This window comes from Stenotrophomonas sp. HMSC10F07 (genome assembly GCF_001807895.1).
GTDB lineage: Bacteria > Pseudomonadota > Gammaproteobacteria > Xanthomonadales > Xanthomonadaceae > Stenotrophomonas > Stenotrophomonas sepilia.
This window is the reverse complement of the sequence record NZ_KV791399.1, coordinates 1-13,687: the sequence shown is the minus strand read 5'-3', so window position 1 is coordinate 13,687 and position 13,687 is coordinate 1. Positions and strand designations below refer to the sequence as shown.

Sequence of the window (13,687 nt, the reverse complement as noted above, 5' to 3'; positions counted from 1 at the left end):
GGGGTCGGATCCTGCGGATCCGACCCCGGCGTATCCGGTTTCAGGCCTGGGTCGTGTGGCCGTAGGTATCCAGCAGGCGGGCGAATACTTCCTCGCCGATGCGCTGGAAATCCTGATCCTCGGTCTGCCCTTCCACCGCCAGTTGCAGCAGGCCCTCCAGCAGGGCGCGGTCGGTATCGGAATGGGAATCGCTGGCGTGCATGGGAGCCTCCACGGTGGTGCGCATGATCAATGGTCGCAAGGGTCGTGCCAGCCTGGCCGTACCCCGCCATAGGCGATAGCGGCCGGCGCCCCTCCAGCTTGAGGGCGAAAACTGACGTGAATGGACTGGACTTGCCCCTGTTCAGGCTTCACGCGATCATGGCGCCCGGCTGCGCACCATCCACGCAGTCGCCGCAGGAGACAGTTCCATGGCTTCGGTCACGCCCCCCGGTCTGGCCTACGAGGTCGAACACGATCTGGCCAACCACCGCTTCACCGCCCGTGTGCGAGGACAGCTGGCGGTGCTGGACTACCAGATCAAGCGCAAGCGCATGGTCATCACCCACACCGAGGTGCCCGAGCCGATCGCCGGCCGTGGCATCGCCGGTGAGCTGACCCGCGTGGCACTGCGTTTCGCCCGCGAGCAGAAGTACAAGGTGGTGCCGGCATGTTCCTACGCCGAGGCTTTCCTGCAGCGGCACGAGGAGTACCACGACCTGCTCGTTGGCTGAGTGCCAGCGGGCCACGCTTCAGCCATGGCAGGCGATGATGTACAAACATGAACAGGGGATCCCGATGAAGATTGGAAACAACCGGCCACTGCACGGCAGCGTGCTGGCCGGCGTGGTGGGCGTGCTGTTGCTGGCCGGTTGCCAGCGTGAAAGCGAGCCGGCGCCGGTAACCGACGCGGCGCCCGCCGCCGAAGCCACCGCCGCCGGCGAGACGCCGGCCACGGAAGCGCCGCTGGACCTGCGCGACGTGATCGAAAACAACGAGCGCGAAGTGGTGGGAATCAGCTACCCGGCCGGTATCGACCGCTACCCCGGCCTGGCGCGCGCGCTGCAGAGCTACGCGACGAGTGCACGCAGTGACCTGCAGCAGGCGCTGGACGGGCTGGGCAATGACAAGCCGACCATGCCCTACGAGCTGTCGCTGAGCTTCGAGAAGCTGCTGGAAACCCCGCAGCTGGTGGTGGTCAGTGCCGATGGCAGCCGCTACACCGGTGGCGCCCATGGCGAACCGCTGGTGGCGCGCTTCGTATGGCTGCCGCAGCAGCAGCAGATGCTCAGTGCCGACAAGCTGGTGACCGATGCCAAGGGCTGGAAGGCAATCAGCGATTTCGTCTCCGACCAGCTGCGCGAACGCGTGGCCACGCGGCTCAGCGGCGAGGACATGGACCCGGCCCAACTGCAGGAATCGCTGCGCAACGCATCGCGCATGATCGCCGACGGTACTGGCCCGCAGGCCGACAATTTCAGCCAGTTCCAGCCACTGACCGACGACAAGGGGCAGATCACCGCGCTGCGGTTTGTTTTCCCTCCGTACCAGGTGGGTCCATACTCGGACGGCACCCAGACCGCCGATGTACCGGCGGCGGTGCTGTTGCCGCACGTGGCCAAGGACTACGTGGAGCTGTTCGCACGCGGTTGACCGCAGTCGAGGAGGTGGCGTGGATACAGGGTTGCAGGAGCGGGTCGCCGGCCTGCTCCACGAAGCCGGGGTCCGCATCGGCGGTACCCAGCCACAGGACATCCAGGTGCATGACCCGCGCTTTTTCGCGCGGGTCATGGGCCACGGCTCGCTCGGCCTGGGCGAGAGCTACATGGAAGGGTGGTGGGATGCGAACGTCCTGGATGAATTCCTCGTCCACCTGATGCAGGCGCACCTGGATGAACGGGTGCACGGCTGGCGCGAAGTGGCCGATGCGCTGAAGGCGCGCCTGTTCAACCTGCAGGCGGGGCAGGGCAGCTACGAGGTCGGGCGCCGTCATTACGACCTGGGCAACGATCTCTACCAGGCCATGCTCGGCCAGCGCCTGGTCTACAGCTGTGGCTATTGGCGCAACGCCGATGATCTCGACGCCGCACAGGAAGCCAAGCTCGACCTGGTCTGCCGCAAGCTGGGCCTGCGCCCGGGCCAGCGCGTGCTGGACATCGGCTGCGGTTGGGGTGAAGCGCTGAAGTTCGCCGTTGAGCGCTACGGTGTCAGCGGCGTCGGCGTGACGATTTCGCAGGAGCAGGCCGAGTTCGCGCGGAACCTGTGCGCAGGCCTGCCGATCGAGATCCGACTGCAGGACTACCGCGAGCTGGACGAACCGTTCGATGCGATTTTCTCGATCGGCATGTTCGAGCACGTCGGTGACAAGAACTACGCGGGCTTCTTCGAGGTGGCCAAGCGCTGCCTGTCGCCGCGCGGCCTGCTGCTGTTGCACAGCATCGGTACCAACATCTCCCGGCATCGCACCGATCCGTGGATCGCGCGCTACATCTTCCCCAACTCGATGCTGCCGTCGGCGGTGCAGATCACCCGGGCGTTCGAAGGCCGTTTCGTACTGGAGGACTGGCACAACTTCGGCACCGACTACGACCTGACCCTGCAGGCCTGGCGGCGCAACGTAGAGGCGGCGTGGCCACGGCTGGATGCGCGCTACGACGAGCACTTCCGCCGCATGTGGCGCTTCTACCTGGCCGGGTCGATGGCCACCTTCCGCTGCCGGCACGCGCAGCTGTGGCAGCTGGTGCTGTCGCCGGAAGGCGTGCCGGGCGGGTACGTGGCGCCACGGTAGTGTTGCGTCGGGAGAGAGGGATAGATCAGGCCTGATACGACACTCATTGACGTTGACTACGGGTATTGCACGGTCTGCTCTCCGCAAGGGTGCCGACGACGCTAAGCTGTTGGGTCGGCGGCATTACCGCATTCCTGAAGGCGTTGCAGCATGGGTTGGGACATCACCTACCATCCAGTCGCGGACTCGGAAATCCGTGGCCTCTATTTCCGTGCGCTGGAGGACGCGACGCTGGTTGAGCCGCTGCAGCAGCAATTCCGGATCGAGCCTTTCTACATGGAGCAGCTGCAGGAACGCATCGACGAGGCTCGCTCGATCAGCGCAGACGTGCCCTTCGAGAAGGGGCATGCTTTGTACCTGGCGATCGTGGCCGGTCACCTGCGCCGGTATCACTATCTTCGCGGGAGCGCCCTTTCGTTCTTCATCGACGATCCGGTGGTTGCCCGCTATTTCGCGGACTGGCGGCAACTGGTGCCGCCACAGTGGGCGGACGCCGCTGCAGGCAACCACCTGCGCGAAAACTACGGTGGTGGTGTGTTCATCACGCATGACCGGCTGAAGCAGATGCGCGCGGACTACGCCGCGGACAATGACCTGCGCGCGCGTCTGCACGAGCTGTTCTCTGATGGTCGACTGGCCGTGTTCTGGAGCGTTGTCGATGATGCCATCGGCAAGGGATGCGGATTGCTGGAAGCAAGCGAGGTGGTCGAGCCGAATCCGATGGACCTCAACGCATCGACCAGCATGAGCAATCTGCTCAACTGCGCCCCCGATGGCGCGTTGCTGTACGCAGAGGCCGTCGCGGCGCAGCTGGCGCAGTTCGTGCCGGAAACCCTGGATACGGATACGGATACGGATACGGCTCCGGCGGCAACCACGCAGAAACGATGGTGGGAACGATTGTTCCGGCGATGACCTCAACGAAAAAACCGCCCGGTCTCCCGGGCGGTTTTCGTTTCAGGCGACTGCGCTGGCGATCAGTTGCCGGCGCCGGTCAGGCCACGCTTTTCCAGCAGCGGTTCGATCTGCGGCTCGTGGCCGGCGAAATCGCGGAACAGCTGCATCGCGTCGACGCTGCCGCCCTTGGACAGCAGGGTGGCACGGAAGTGGTCGCCGTTCTTGCGGTTCAGGCCGCCATTGTCCTTGAACCACTTCTGGGTGTTGGCATCGAGCACTTCCGACCAGATGTAGGCGTAGTAGCCGGCCGAATAGCCGCCCATGATGTGGCTGAAGTACGGGGTCTTGTAACGCGGCGGAACCGGCGCGTAGTAGATGCCGTCCTTCTCCAGTGCGGCGCGCTCGAAGGCCATCACGTCCTTGGCCGCCGGCACCTGGTCCGGGCCGATCTGGTGCCAGTTCTGGTCCAGCATCGCCGCGCCCAGGTATTCGGTGGTGGCGAAGCCCTGGTTGAACTTGGCCGCCGCCAGCACCTTGTCCAGCAGCGCCTGCGGCATCGCCGAACCGTTCTGGTAGTGCTTGGCGTAGTTCTTCAGGATGACCGGGTTGTCCGACCACATCTCGTTGACCTGGGAGGGGAACTCGACGAAGTCACGCGGCACCGAGGTGCCCGAGAAGTACGGGTACTTCACGTTGGAGAACATGCCGTGCAGGGCGTGGCCGAACTCGTGGAAGGTGGTGTTCACCTCGTCCCAGGTCAGCAGGGTCGGCTGGCCGGCCGGCGGCTTCGGAATGTTCAGGTGGTTGGCGACCACCGGCTTGAAGCCGGTCAGCTTGGACTGCGAGACGTAGGAGTTCATCCACGCACCACCGCGCTTGGAGGCGCGTGCATACGGGTCGAAGATGAAGATCGCCAGCTGGCTGCCGTCGGCGTCGAACACGTCGTAGACGGTGACGTCATCGTGGTAGACCGGCAGGTCGGTGCGCTGCTTGAAGGTCAGGCCGAATTCCTGGCCCGCGGCGTAGAACACGCCGTTCTCCAGCACGTTCTTCATTTCGAAGTACGGCTTCAGCTGCGACTCGTCGAAGTTGTACTTGGCCTGGCGCACCTTCTCGCTGTAGAAGGCCCAGTCCCACGGTTCCAGCTTGAACGTCGGCTTGCCGGCGGCCTTCTGTTCCTGGTCGATCATCGCCTGCAGGTCGGCGGCTTCACGCTTGGCGTTGGCCACCGCGGCCGGGGCCAGCTTGCCCAGCATTGCGTTGACCGCTTCGGGGGTCTTGGCGGTCTGGTTGGTCAGGTTGTAGGCGGCGAAGTTCGGGAAGCCCATCAGCTTGGCCTTGTCGGCACGCAGCTGCATGATGCGCGAGACGAGCGCGGTGTTGTCGAACTCACCGCCACGGCTGCCACGGCTGACCGACGCTTCGTAGATCTTCTGGCGCAGGGCGCGGTTGGCCAGGTTGGTCAGCGGCGGCTGGCCGGTGGTGTTGAGCAGGGTGATCACGTACTTGCCGTCCTGGCCGCGGGCCTTGGCGGCTTCGGCGGCGGCGGCGATCTGCTCCTTGGACAGGCCGTCCAGCGCCTTGACGTCGTCGACGGTGATTGCCGAAGCGTTCACTTCCGACTGCACGTTCTGGCTGAACTTGGTGCCGAGGTTGGCCAGCTCGGCGTTCATCTCCTTCAGCTTGGCCTTGTCGGCCTCGGACAGCTTGGCGCCTGCGCGCACGTAGTTGTCGTAGTACTTCTCGACCAGGCGCACGCCTTCGGCGTCCAGGCCCAGCTGGCTGCGGGTGTCATACAGCGCCTGGATGCGGGCGAACAGCTTGCCGTTCAGCGCGATCGCATCGCTGTGCGCGGCGAATTTCGCCGAGTAGTCGGCCTGCAGCTTCTTGCGGGTGTCATTGGTATCGGCGCCGACCAGGCTGAAGAACACGGTGGTCGCGCGGTCGAGGATGTCACCGCTCTTTTCCAGGGCGATGATGGTGTTGTCGAAGGTCGGCTTGGCCTTGTTGTTGGCGATGGCCTCCACTTCCTTCAGCTGCTGCGCCATGCCGGCGTCGAAGGCCGGGGCGAAGTCGCTGTCCTTGATCCTGTCGAACTGCGGATAATGCAGGGGCAGCGGGCTTTCGGCGAAGAACGGATTGGCCTGCTGGGCATGGGTGCCGGCAGACGGGGTGACGGCGCTGGCCGAGAAGGCGGGCAGGGCAAGGCCGAGGGACATGGCCACGGCAAGGGCAAGGCGGGTGGTCAAGGCAGGGACTCCGGTAAGGCAAACAAGGGCCCGAGGGTAACCCGGCCGGCGGCGCCCGCACTTGTGTCAAAAGGCATGTTGCCGGCTCCGGGCGCGGGTACCATGCATTCACCGCCCACGGCCCGCCCTCATGACCAGCGCCTACGATTTCAGCTTCCGTGACCTCGACGGCCAGCCGCAGGCGCTGGCCCGTTATCAGGGCCACCCGTTGCTGCTGGTGAACGTCGCCAGCCGCTGTGGCTTCACCCCGCAGTACACCGGCCTGGAACAGTTGTGGCAGGACTACCGCGAGCGCGGCCTGGTGGTGATCGGCTTCCCGTGCAACCAGTTCGGTGCGCAGGAGCCGGGGGACGCGGCGCAGATCCGCCAGTTCTGTTCGCTGGACTATCCGGTCAGCTTTCCGCTGTCGGAGAAGATCGAGGTCAACGGCGAGGGCGCTGATCCGTTGTGGGCCTGGATGACGCACGAAAAGCGTGGCCTGCTCGGCAGTGCCCGCATCAAGTGGAATTTCAGCAAGTTCCTGGTCGATCGCCAGGGGCAGGTGGTGTCGCGGCATGCGCCCACCACCCGGCCGGAGCAGTTGCGCAGCGCGATCGAAGCGCTGCTGTAGAGCCGAGCCCACGCTCGGCTGCTTTTCCGGCTGACTCCGAGCGCGGGCTCGGCTCTACAGATGCGATGGGCTATTTCTCGACGAACGCGCGCTCGAACACGTAGTGGCCCGGTTGGCCGATGCGCGGCGAAACCTGGAAACCCCGGGCATCGAGCACGGTGCGAAGGTCGGCCAGCATCTGCGGGCTGCCGCAGATCATCGCGCGGTCGTTTTCCGGGCTCAGTTCCGGCAGGCCGAGGGTGCGCTGCATCTCGCCGCTCTCCATCAGCTGGGTCAGGCGGCCCTGGTTGGCGAACGGCTCGCGGGTGACGGCCGGGTAGTACAGCAGCTTGTCGCCGATCATCTCGCCGAGGAACTCGTGCTCACGCAGTTCCGTCTCGAAGTAATCGCGGTAGGCCAGGTCCTTTTCGTAGCGCACGCCGTGGCACAGGATCACCTTCTCGAAGCGCTCGTAGGTTTCCGGGTCCTTGATGACCGACAGCCACGGCGCCAGGCCGGTGCCGGTGCCCAGCAGGTACAGGTTCCTGCCGGGATGCAGGTCGCTGATCAGCAGGGTGCCGGTGGGCTTCTTGCCGACCAGTACCTTGTCGCCCGGCTTGATGTGCTGCAGGCGCGAGGTCAGCGGGCCGTCCTGCACCTTGATGCTGAAGAACTCCAGCTGTTCTTCCCAGTTGGCACTGGCAATGGAATAGGCGCGCAGCAGCGGTCGCGCCTCGGTTTCCAGGCCGATCATCACGAACTGGCCGTTCTCGAAGCGGAAGCCGCTGTCGCGGGTGGTGGTGAAGCTGAAGTAGGCATCGGTCCAGTGACGGACCTCAAGCACCGTTTCGGCGCCGAAAGCGGAGGACATGGGCGTATCTATCGAAAGTCGTCGGGGGTAATTCTATCTCAAATGAGACAAGTTCTCATTGGGCGGAACGAGAGGCGTTCTCAGCGGTAACCCGCCGCCTGCAGCTCGAACAGCTCGGCATAGCGGCCGCCCTGCGCCATCAGCTGCGCATGGGTGCCGCTGGCCTCGATCCGGCCATCGGCCAGCACCAGGATGCGGTCGGCCATGCGTACCGAGGAAAAGCGGTGGGAAATCAGTACTGCGGTGCGATTATCCGCCAGTTCCCTGAACCGCTGGAACACCTCGAACTCACTGCGGGCATCCAGCGCTGCCGTTGGCTCATCCAGGATCATCACCTGCGCATTGCGCATCCATGCGCGGGCAATGGCGATCTTCTGCCACTGGCCACCGGACAGGTCCACGCCCTGCTTGAAGCGGCGGCCGATCTGCTGGTCGTAGCCGCCGGGCAGGTCGTCGATGACTTCCTCGGCCATGCCGCGTCGCGCCGCGTCAGCGATGCGTGCCTGGTCGTCCATCGCCTCGACCTGGCCGACGCCGATGTTTTCGCCGGCGCTGAGGTTGTAGCGCACGAAGTCCTGGAAGATCACCCCGAGGTTGGCGCGCAGGTCATCCAGGTCGTAATCGCGCAGGTCGCGGCCATCGAGCAGGATGCGGCCTTCGTCCGGTTCGTACAGCCGCGCCAGCAGCTTCACCAGGGTGGTCTTGCCGGCGCCGTTCTCGCCGACCAGGGCCAGCACTTCGCCGGCGTGCAGCTGGAAATCCAGGTGACGCACCGCCCACTGTTCGGCATCGGGGTAGCGGAAGCCGACGTTCTCGAATACGAAGCCCTGGCGGATCGGTTGCGGCACGCGCACGGCCCCATCGCGCGAGTGGATTTCCGGCTGGATCTGGAAGAACGAGAACAGGTCATCCAGGTACAGCGCCTGGCTGGCCACCTGCGAAAAGCCGATCAGCAGGCCTTCCAGCAGCTGGCGCAGGCGCAGGAAGCTGCCGGCGAGGAAGGTCAGGTCGCCGATCGAGAAGTCCCCACGCACCGTGCGCCATGCGATGTAGGCGTAGGCGGTGTAATACCCCAGCGTGCCCAGCGCAGCCAGCAGCGTGCCCCAGAACGCGCGGCGCCGTGCCAGGGCGCGGTTGGCCTGGAACAATGCCACCGACAGGCGCCGGTAGCGCTCCACCAGGAAGCGGTGCAGGTTGTAGATCTTCACTTCCTTGGCCGTTTCCACGCTGGCGCCCAGCTGGCGCAGGTAGTCGAGCTGGCGGCGCTCGGGCGTCCACTCGAAGTTGAGGCTGTAGCCGGCCGCGTTGAAGTGCGATTCGCCGATGAAGGCCGGCACCAGTGCCAGCGCCAGCAGCAGGATCAGCCACGGCGCGTAGACCAGCAGGCCGACGGCGAGGCTGGCCACGGTGATCGCGTCCTGCACCTGGCCGAACAGCTGGCTCATCAGGTTCATCCTGCCCATGGTCTGGCGGCGCGCACGGTCCAGCTTGTCCTGCAGGTCCGGGTCTTCGAAATCCTCCAGGTCCAGCGTCGCGGCGTGTTCCATCAGACGGATGCTGGTGGCGTTGGCGAACAGTTCGGAAAGCAGAACGTCGGCATAGCTGACCAGCCGGCCGAGCAGGTCTGAGGCGATGGCCAGGCCGAATTCCAGTGCCAGCAGGCCCAGCAGTGGATTGAGCAGGCCGCTGGACAGCGCCTCGCCCAGCGGCGGGAAGCCGGCATCGTGCTGGCTCAGGTGCAGGGCGCTGTCGATGATCAGCTTGCCGACGTAGAGCATCGCCACCGGCAGCAGCGCACGGATCAGGCGCAGCCCCAGGCTGGCCAGGGTCAGCGCCGGACTGGTCTTCCAGATCATGCGCAGGAAGGGGGGCAGATTGCGCATCGCCCTGAAGCGCTGGCGCAGGCTGGGTTTCTTCGCGGCGGCAGTAGGCATGCCGCCATTGTGCGCGCGCACGGCGTGCAGATGGGGTCAGATGGGGTCAGATCCCTTTGCAGCGCAAAGGGCTCTGACCCCACCACCGCGCCTCGGAGTCAGAGCCCTTCGCCATGCGAAGGGATCCGACCCCGCTCTCCGTTACGGCAGCGGTGGCAGCAGCCCCGCACCCAGCCGGTTCCAGGCATTGATCACCGCAATGCCCATGCTCAGGTCGCTGATGCCCTTCGCATCGAAGTGCGGTTCCAGTGCATCGAACGCCGCTTGCGACGGCGCTCCGTCGGTCAAGCGGGTCAGCGCCTCGGCCCAGCCCAGTGCTGCGCGTTCGCGCGCATCGAAGAAGCGGCTTTCGTGCCAGGCGGGCAGGGTGTCCAGCTTGCGCGGCTCGATGCCACCCTTGCGCAGCGCGGTGCCGTGCATGTCCATGCAGTAGCCGCAGCCGTTGAGCTGCGACACGCGCAGGAACACCAGTTCCATCAGGGTCGGGTCGATCGAGCTGTCATGCACCGCCTGGCTGGTGGCCAGCAGGCCCTTGAAGGCCTCGGCGGCCAGGCGGGTGTAGGGGACGCGGGGGAAGGTGTGATCGGACATCGTGGGCTCCACGGCGGCCACGATGGCCGCCTTTCATCACAAGGACGCCGCAGCGTCGCGGTGCGTGACAACCTTCGGCAATTTTTCTGGATTCAGCACGCTGTACACGTTGGCGATGCGACCATCGACCACTTCGATGGTGGTGATCGAGTGCAGGCGGTCACCCTGGAAACGCAGGATCGCCGGTTCGCCGTTGACGTAGCCCAGCTGCGCCGGATGCGCCGCGCCGCGGCGGGCGATGGCCCAGAACAGGCGGCCGATGCGTTCGGCGCCCAGCAGGGGCCGTACCGCCGCAGTGACTACGCCACCGCCGTCGGAGACCAGTACCGCATTGGCGTGCAGCAGGGCCTGGATCGCTTCGCTGTCGCCGCGCTGCGAGGCATCCATGAAGCGCGTCAGCAACTGCCGGTGCTGGATGGCATCGGCGTTGAAGCGCGGCCGTCCGGCCTGCAGGCGCTGCCGGGCACGGTGCACCAGCTGCCGGCAGTTGGCTTCGCTGTGGCCGATCAGGTCGGCGATCTCACGGTAGTCGTGGTCGAAGGCCTCCTTCAGCAGGAAGGCGGCGCGTTCTTCGGGGCCGAGCTGTTCGAGCAGGGTCAGGAAGGCGACCGAGACCTCGTCGGCCAGCGCATGCAGCTGGGCCGGGCCGGGCGAGGGGTCAGGCTCCAGGGTGACCGCCAGCGGTTCGGCCAGCCATGGGCCGACATAGTGGACACGCTCGCGCTTGGCCGCTCGCAGGCGGTCCAGGCCGAGCCGGGTGGTGGTGGTGACCAGCCAGGCCTCTGCATCGCGGACGCTGGCGGGATCGGCGCCGGACCAGCGCAGCCAGGCGTCCTGGACCACGTCTTCGGCGTCGGCGCGGCTGCCGAGCAGGCGATAGGCCAGCGCCATCAGGCGCGGGCGGTGGGTCTGGAAAACGGTTTCGGCGTTCATGTGGGCAAGGACGCCGCAGTGGCGCGTGGCGTGACAGAGCGTCGGGGGGAATCTTGCCGGCCAGCGGCCGGCACTACCACCCCGGGGCCGGGGGAGGGGGTAAAATGGGCCGATTACCCCCGCCAGCCTCGAGCAAGCGAGCAAGCCGTGACATCGATCAAGCAGGAAGACCTCATCCAGTCCATCGCCGACGCGCTGCAGTACATCTCGTACTACCACCCGGTCGACTACATCAAGAACCTCGCCGCCGCGTACGAGCGCGAGGAGTCGCCGGCCGCGAAGGAAGCGATGGCCCAGATCCTGATCAATTCGCGGATGTGCGCCGAAGGCCACCGTCCGATCTGCCAGGACACCGGCATCGTCACCGTGTTCCTGGAAATCGGCATGGACGTGCGTTGGGATGACGCCACCATGGGCGTGGAAGACATGGCCAATGAAGGCGTTCGCCGCGCCTACATGCATCCGGACAACAAGCTGCGCGCCTCGGTGCTGGCTGATCCGGCCGGCAAGCGGATCAATACCAAGGACAATACCCCGGGCGTGGTCAACGTCAAGGTGGTGCCGGGCAACAAGGTCGACGTCATCGTTGCCGCCAAGGGCGGTGGTTCGGAAGCGAAGACCAAGTTCGCCATGCTCAACCCGTCCGACTCCATCGTCGACTGGGTGCTGAAGACCGTGCCGACTATGGGCGCCGGCTGGTGCCCGCCGGGCATGCTCGGCATCGGCATCGGTGGCACCGCCGAGAAGGCGATGCTGCTGGCCAAGGAGGCGCTGATGGAACCGATCGACATCACCGAGCTGCAGGCCCGTGGTGCCTCCAACCGCATCGAGGAGCTGCGCCTGGAGCTGTATGAGAAGGTCAATGCATTGGGCATCGGTGCGCAGGGCCTGGGCGGCCTGACCACTGTGCTGGACATCAAGATCAACGACTATCCGACCCATGCGGCCAACCTGCCGGTGGCGATGATCCCGAACTGCGCCGCCACCCGCCATGCGCACTTCACCCTGGATGGCAGTGGCCCGGTGATGCTGGACCCGCCGTCGCTGGAAGACTGGCCGAAGCTGACCTATGACGCGTCCAGGGGCACCCGCGTGGACCTGGACACGATCACCCCGGAAGACGTGGCCAGCTGGAAGCCGGGCCAGACCCTGCTGCTCAACGGCAAGCTGCTGACGGGTCGCGATGCCGCGCACAAGCGCATGGTCGACATGCTCAACAAGGGCGAGGAACTGCCGGTCGACCTGAAGGGCCGCTTCATCTATTACGTCGGCCCGGTCGATCCGGTGCGCGACGAAGTGGTGGGCCCGGCCGGCCCGACCACGGCGACCCGCATGGACAAGTTCACCGAGCAGGTGCTGGCGCAGACCGGTCTGCTGGGCATGGTCGGCAAGGCCGAGCGCGGCCCGGCCGCCATCGAGGCGATCAGGAAGCACAAGTCGGCCTACCTGATGGCCGTTGGTGGTTCGGCCTACCTGGTGTCCAAGGCCATCAAAGCCGCCAAGGTGGTCGGTTTCGCCGACCTGGGCATGGAGGCGATCTACGAGTTCACCGTGCAGGACATGCCGGTGACCGTGGCGGTGGATTCCACCGGCGAATCGGTGCACAAGACCGGCCCGCGCGAATGGCAGGCCCGCATTGGCAAGATTCCGGTGGTTGTGGAGTAAGCCCTCCATCCCGGACCAGACAACGGCGCCCCTGTGGCGCCGTTGTTGTGTGGGCAGAAGGATTAACGCGCCTGTAGCCTCTGCTCTGCTACGGTCGGTACACCCTCGCACAGGACGTGTCCATGGCCCTGCATCGGTTCATCGTGGTAGGCGTGCTGCTGGCCCTGGCCGGTTGCAGCACCCCGGCGTCATACGAAGGCGCGGATTTCCCAGCATCCGCGCAATGCCGCGTGCAGTGCCAGGCCGGCTATCGCAGCTGCATGGCGCAGAATGACTCCCTCGGCAGCCGCCAGAGCAACTGCGAGCAGCAGGTGGTGCCGGCGCCGGACAAACGCTGCAAGGACGTGGACAATCCGGACCTGCGCCGTGCCTGCGAACTGAAGACGCACGACTGCGCGATGCGCGCGCCGATGATGTCCTGTGGCGAGCGCCGGGATTCCTGCATGAGCAGCTGCGGCTGAGCAACGATCGCGCGCGTGGGCGCATAATCGGCTGATCCCCCTGCACAGGATCTTCCGCATGAGCACCATGCTGTATGGTTCGACCAGTACCGCCGCGCTGGTCGTGCACTGGCTGCTGATCGAGCTCGGCATCGAGCATGAACTGGTGCTGCTGGATTTCGACGCGCGCGAGCACAAGTCGGCGCAGTACCTGGCGCTCAATCCGGCCGGTGTGGTGCCGACACTGTTGATCGATGGCTTGGTACTGACCGAAGCGGCGGCCATCGCCCTGTACCTGGCCGATCGCCACCCGGAGGCCGGCCTGCTCCCGGTACCGGGCACGCCGCAGCGTGGCGATGCCTATCGCTGGATGTTCTGGTGTGCCAATACGCTGCAGCCGGCCTATCGGGCCTGGTTCTATCCGCATGAAATGGCCGGCCAGGCGAACGTTGAGGCCAGCCGCGAGAGGGCGCGTCAGCGGCTCGAAGCGGCTTGGCAGCACGTTGCCGCTCACCTGCAGGCGCACGGCCCGTACCTGCTGGGCGCCACGCCCTGCGTGGTCGACTACATGCTGGTGATGTTGATGCGCTGGTCGCGCAACATGCCCAGGCCCAGTGACACCTGGCCAGTGCTCAAGGCGCATGCCACCTCGATGAAGGCGCGCCCGGCGTTCGCCGAGGTCTACCGCCGCGAAGGCATCACCGATTGGCGGTAACCAAAAAAGGGGACGGAGGGAATTAAGTCGTTTGTG

At 65.7% G+C, this 13,687-nt stretch carries 14 protein-coding genes; 8 read left to right on the top strand and 6 right to left on the bottom strand.

All coding sequences use genetic code 11. The features are described 5' to 3' along the window. Window positions 1-40: 40 nt before the first annotated feature. Window positions 41-202 carry a hypothetical protein gene (locus tag HMPREF3114_RS21200; protein ID WP_162911592.1) on the bottom strand — a complete coding sequence of 54 codons (162 nt, stop codon included), beginning with the start codon at window positions 200-202 and terminating at the stop codon, window positions 41-43. Between the two features lie 208 nt (window positions 203-410). Here HMPREF3114_RS21200 and HMPREF3114_RS11775 point away from each other — a divergent pair, with 208 nt between their 5' ends. From HMPREF3114_RS11775 to HMPREF3114_RS11760, 4 genes are all read left to right on the top strand, one after another. Further along, window positions 411-713, top strand: coding sequence for a GNAT family N-acetyltransferase (locus HMPREF3114_RS11775; protein WP_005417588.1), 303 nt, complete (start codon window positions 411-413; stop codon window positions 711-713). Window positions 714-750: 37 nt separating this feature from the next. Further along, a complete protein-coding gene (locus HMPREF3114_RS11770) occupies window positions 751-1,632 on the top strand; it encodes a DUF3298 and DUF4163 domain-containing protein (RefSeq protein WP_005417582.1) in 882 nt (293 codons plus the stop codon). Between the two features lie 19 nt (window positions 1,633-1,651). Further along, window positions 1,652-2,767 carry a cyclopropane fatty acyl phospholipid synthase gene (gene cfa, locus HMPREF3114_RS11765; protein WP_053497837.1) on the top strand — a complete coding sequence of 372 codons (1,116 nt, stop codon included), beginning with the start codon at window positions 1,652-1,654 and terminating at the stop codon, window positions 2,765-2,767. Between the two features lie 150 nt (window positions 2,768-2,917). Then, window positions 2,918-3,682, top strand: a complete 765-nt coding sequence (locus HMPREF3114_RS11760) for a hypothetical protein (RefSeq protein WP_070489844.1) — start codon at window positions 2,918-2,920, stop codon at window positions 3,680-3,682. 62 nt (window positions 3,683-3,744) lie between these two features. Here the strand turns inward: HMPREF3114_RS11760 and HMPREF3114_RS11755 are convergent, their stop codons facing one another. Then, window positions 3,745-5,913 carry a M3 family metallopeptidase gene (locus HMPREF3114_RS11755; protein WP_053497835.1) on the bottom strand — a complete coding sequence of 723 codons (2,169 nt, stop codon included), beginning with the start codon at window positions 5,911-5,913 and terminating at the stop codon, window positions 3,745-3,747. A 130-nt stretch (window positions 5,914-6,043) separates the two neighbouring features. Between HMPREF3114_RS11755 and HMPREF3114_RS11750 the strand changes: the two genes are divergently transcribed. Next, window positions 6,044-6,523 carry a glutathione peroxidase gene (locus tag HMPREF3114_RS11750; protein ID WP_053497833.1) on the top strand — a complete coding sequence of 160 codons (480 nt, stop codon included), beginning with the start codon at window positions 6,044-6,046 and terminating at the stop codon, window positions 6,521-6,523. 70 nt (window positions 6,524-6,593) lie between these two features. On the opposite strand, the gene HMPREF3114_RS11745 is transcribed toward HMPREF3114_RS11750, so the two are convergent. The 4 genes from HMPREF3114_RS11745 to HMPREF3114_RS11730 all read right to left on the bottom strand — a co-directional run bounded on the left by HMPREF3114_RS11745 (window position 6,594) and on the right by HMPREF3114_RS11730 (window position 10,831). Further along, window positions 6,594-7,373: a ferredoxin--NADP reductase gene (locus HMPREF3114_RS11745; protein WP_070489843.1), complete on the bottom strand. Its 780-nt coding sequence runs from the start codon at window positions 7,371-7,373 to the stop codon at window positions 6,594-6,596. 80 nt (window positions 7,374-7,453) lie between these two features. Next, a complete protein-coding gene (locus HMPREF3114_RS11740; RefSeq protein ID WP_070489845.1) occupies window positions 7,454-9,307 on the bottom strand; it encodes an ABC transporter ATP-binding protein in 1,854 nt (617 codons plus the stop codon). Window positions 9,308-9,448: 141 nt separating this feature from the next. Next, window positions 9,449-9,898 (bottom strand): carboxymuconolactone decarboxylase family protein, encoded by a 450-nt coding sequence (locus HMPREF3114_RS11735; RefSeq protein ID WP_053497828.1) that lies wholly within the window; start codon window positions 9,896-9,898, stop codon window positions 9,449-9,451. A gap of 36 nt (window positions 9,899-9,934) precedes the next feature. Then, window positions 9,935-10,831 carry an RNA polymerase sigma-70 factor gene (locus HMPREF3114_RS11730; RefSeq protein WP_070489842.1) on the bottom strand — a complete coding sequence of 299 codons (897 nt, stop codon included), beginning with the start codon at window positions 10,829-10,831 and terminating at the stop codon, window positions 9,935-9,937. Between the two features lie 147 nt (window positions 10,832-10,978). Here HMPREF3114_RS11730 and HMPREF3114_RS11725 point away from each other — a divergent pair, with 147 nt between their 5' ends. The 3 genes from HMPREF3114_RS11725 (at window position 10,979) to HMPREF3114_RS11715 (ending at window position 13,651) form a co-directional block, all read left to right on the top strand. Continuing rightward, window positions 10,979-12,496, top strand: a complete 1,518-nt coding sequence (locus HMPREF3114_RS11725; protein ID WP_053497826.1) for a fumarate hydratase — start codon at window positions 10,979-10,981, stop codon at window positions 12,494-12,496. A gap of 122 nt (window positions 12,497-12,618) precedes the next feature. Then, window positions 12,619-12,957, top strand: a complete 339-nt coding sequence (locus tag HMPREF3114_RS11720) for a hypothetical protein (protein WP_005417563.1) — start codon at window positions 12,619-12,621, stop codon at window positions 12,955-12,957. A gap of 58 nt (window positions 12,958-13,015) precedes the next feature. Further along, a complete protein-coding gene (locus HMPREF3114_RS11715) occupies window positions 13,016-13,651 on the top strand; it encodes a glutathione S-transferase family protein (RefSeq protein WP_053497824.1) in 636 nt (211 codons plus the stop codon). Window positions 13,652-13,687 lie beyond the last annotated feature (36 nt).

Excerpts from the sequence above, each read along its gene's own strand:
- HMPREF3114_RS21200 (WP_162911592.1), bottom strand. The coding sequence starts at position 202 with ATGCACGCCAGCGATTCCCATTCCGATACCGACCGCGCCCTGCTGGAG.
- HMPREF3114_RS11775 (WP_005417588.1), top strand. The coding sequence starts at position 411 with ATGGCTTCGGTCACGCCCCCCGGTCTGGCCTACGAGGTCGAACACGAT.
- HMPREF3114_RS11770 (WP_005417582.1), top strand. The coding sequence starts at position 751 with ATGTACAAACATGAACAGGGGATCCCGATGAAGATTGGAAACAACCGG.
- HMPREF3114_RS11760 (WP_070489844.1), top strand. The coding sequence starts at position 2,918 with ATGGGTTGGGACATCACCTACCATCCAGTCGCGGACTCGGAAATCCGT.
- HMPREF3114_RS11750 (WP_053497833.1), top strand. The coding sequence starts at position 6,044 with ATGACCAGCGCCTACGATTTCAGCTTCCGTGACCTCGACGGCCAGCCG.
- HMPREF3114_RS11745 (WP_070489843.1), bottom strand. The coding sequence starts at position 7,373 with ATGTCCTCCGCTTTCGGCGCCGAAACGGTGCTTGAGGTCCGTCACTGG.
- HMPREF3114_RS11740 (WP_070489845.1), bottom strand. The coding sequence starts at position 9,307 with ATGCCTACTGCCGCCGCGAAGAAACCCAGCCTGCGCCAGCGCTTCAGG.
- HMPREF3114_RS11735 (WP_053497828.1), bottom strand. The coding sequence starts at position 9,898 with ATGTCCGATCACACCTTCCCCCGCGTCCCCTACACCCGCCTGGCCGCC.
- HMPREF3114_RS11730 (WP_070489842.1), bottom strand. The coding sequence starts at position 10,831 with ATGAACGCCGAAACCGTTTTCCAGACCCACCGCCCGCGCCTGATGGCG.
- HMPREF3114_RS11720 (WP_005417563.1), top strand. The coding sequence starts at position 12,619 with ATGGCCCTGCATCGGTTCATCGTGGTAGGCGTGCTGCTGGCCCTGGCC.
- HMPREF3114_RS11715 (WP_053497824.1), top strand. The coding sequence starts at position 13,016 with ATGAGCACCATGCTGTATGGTTCGACCAGTACCGCCGCGCTGGTCGTG.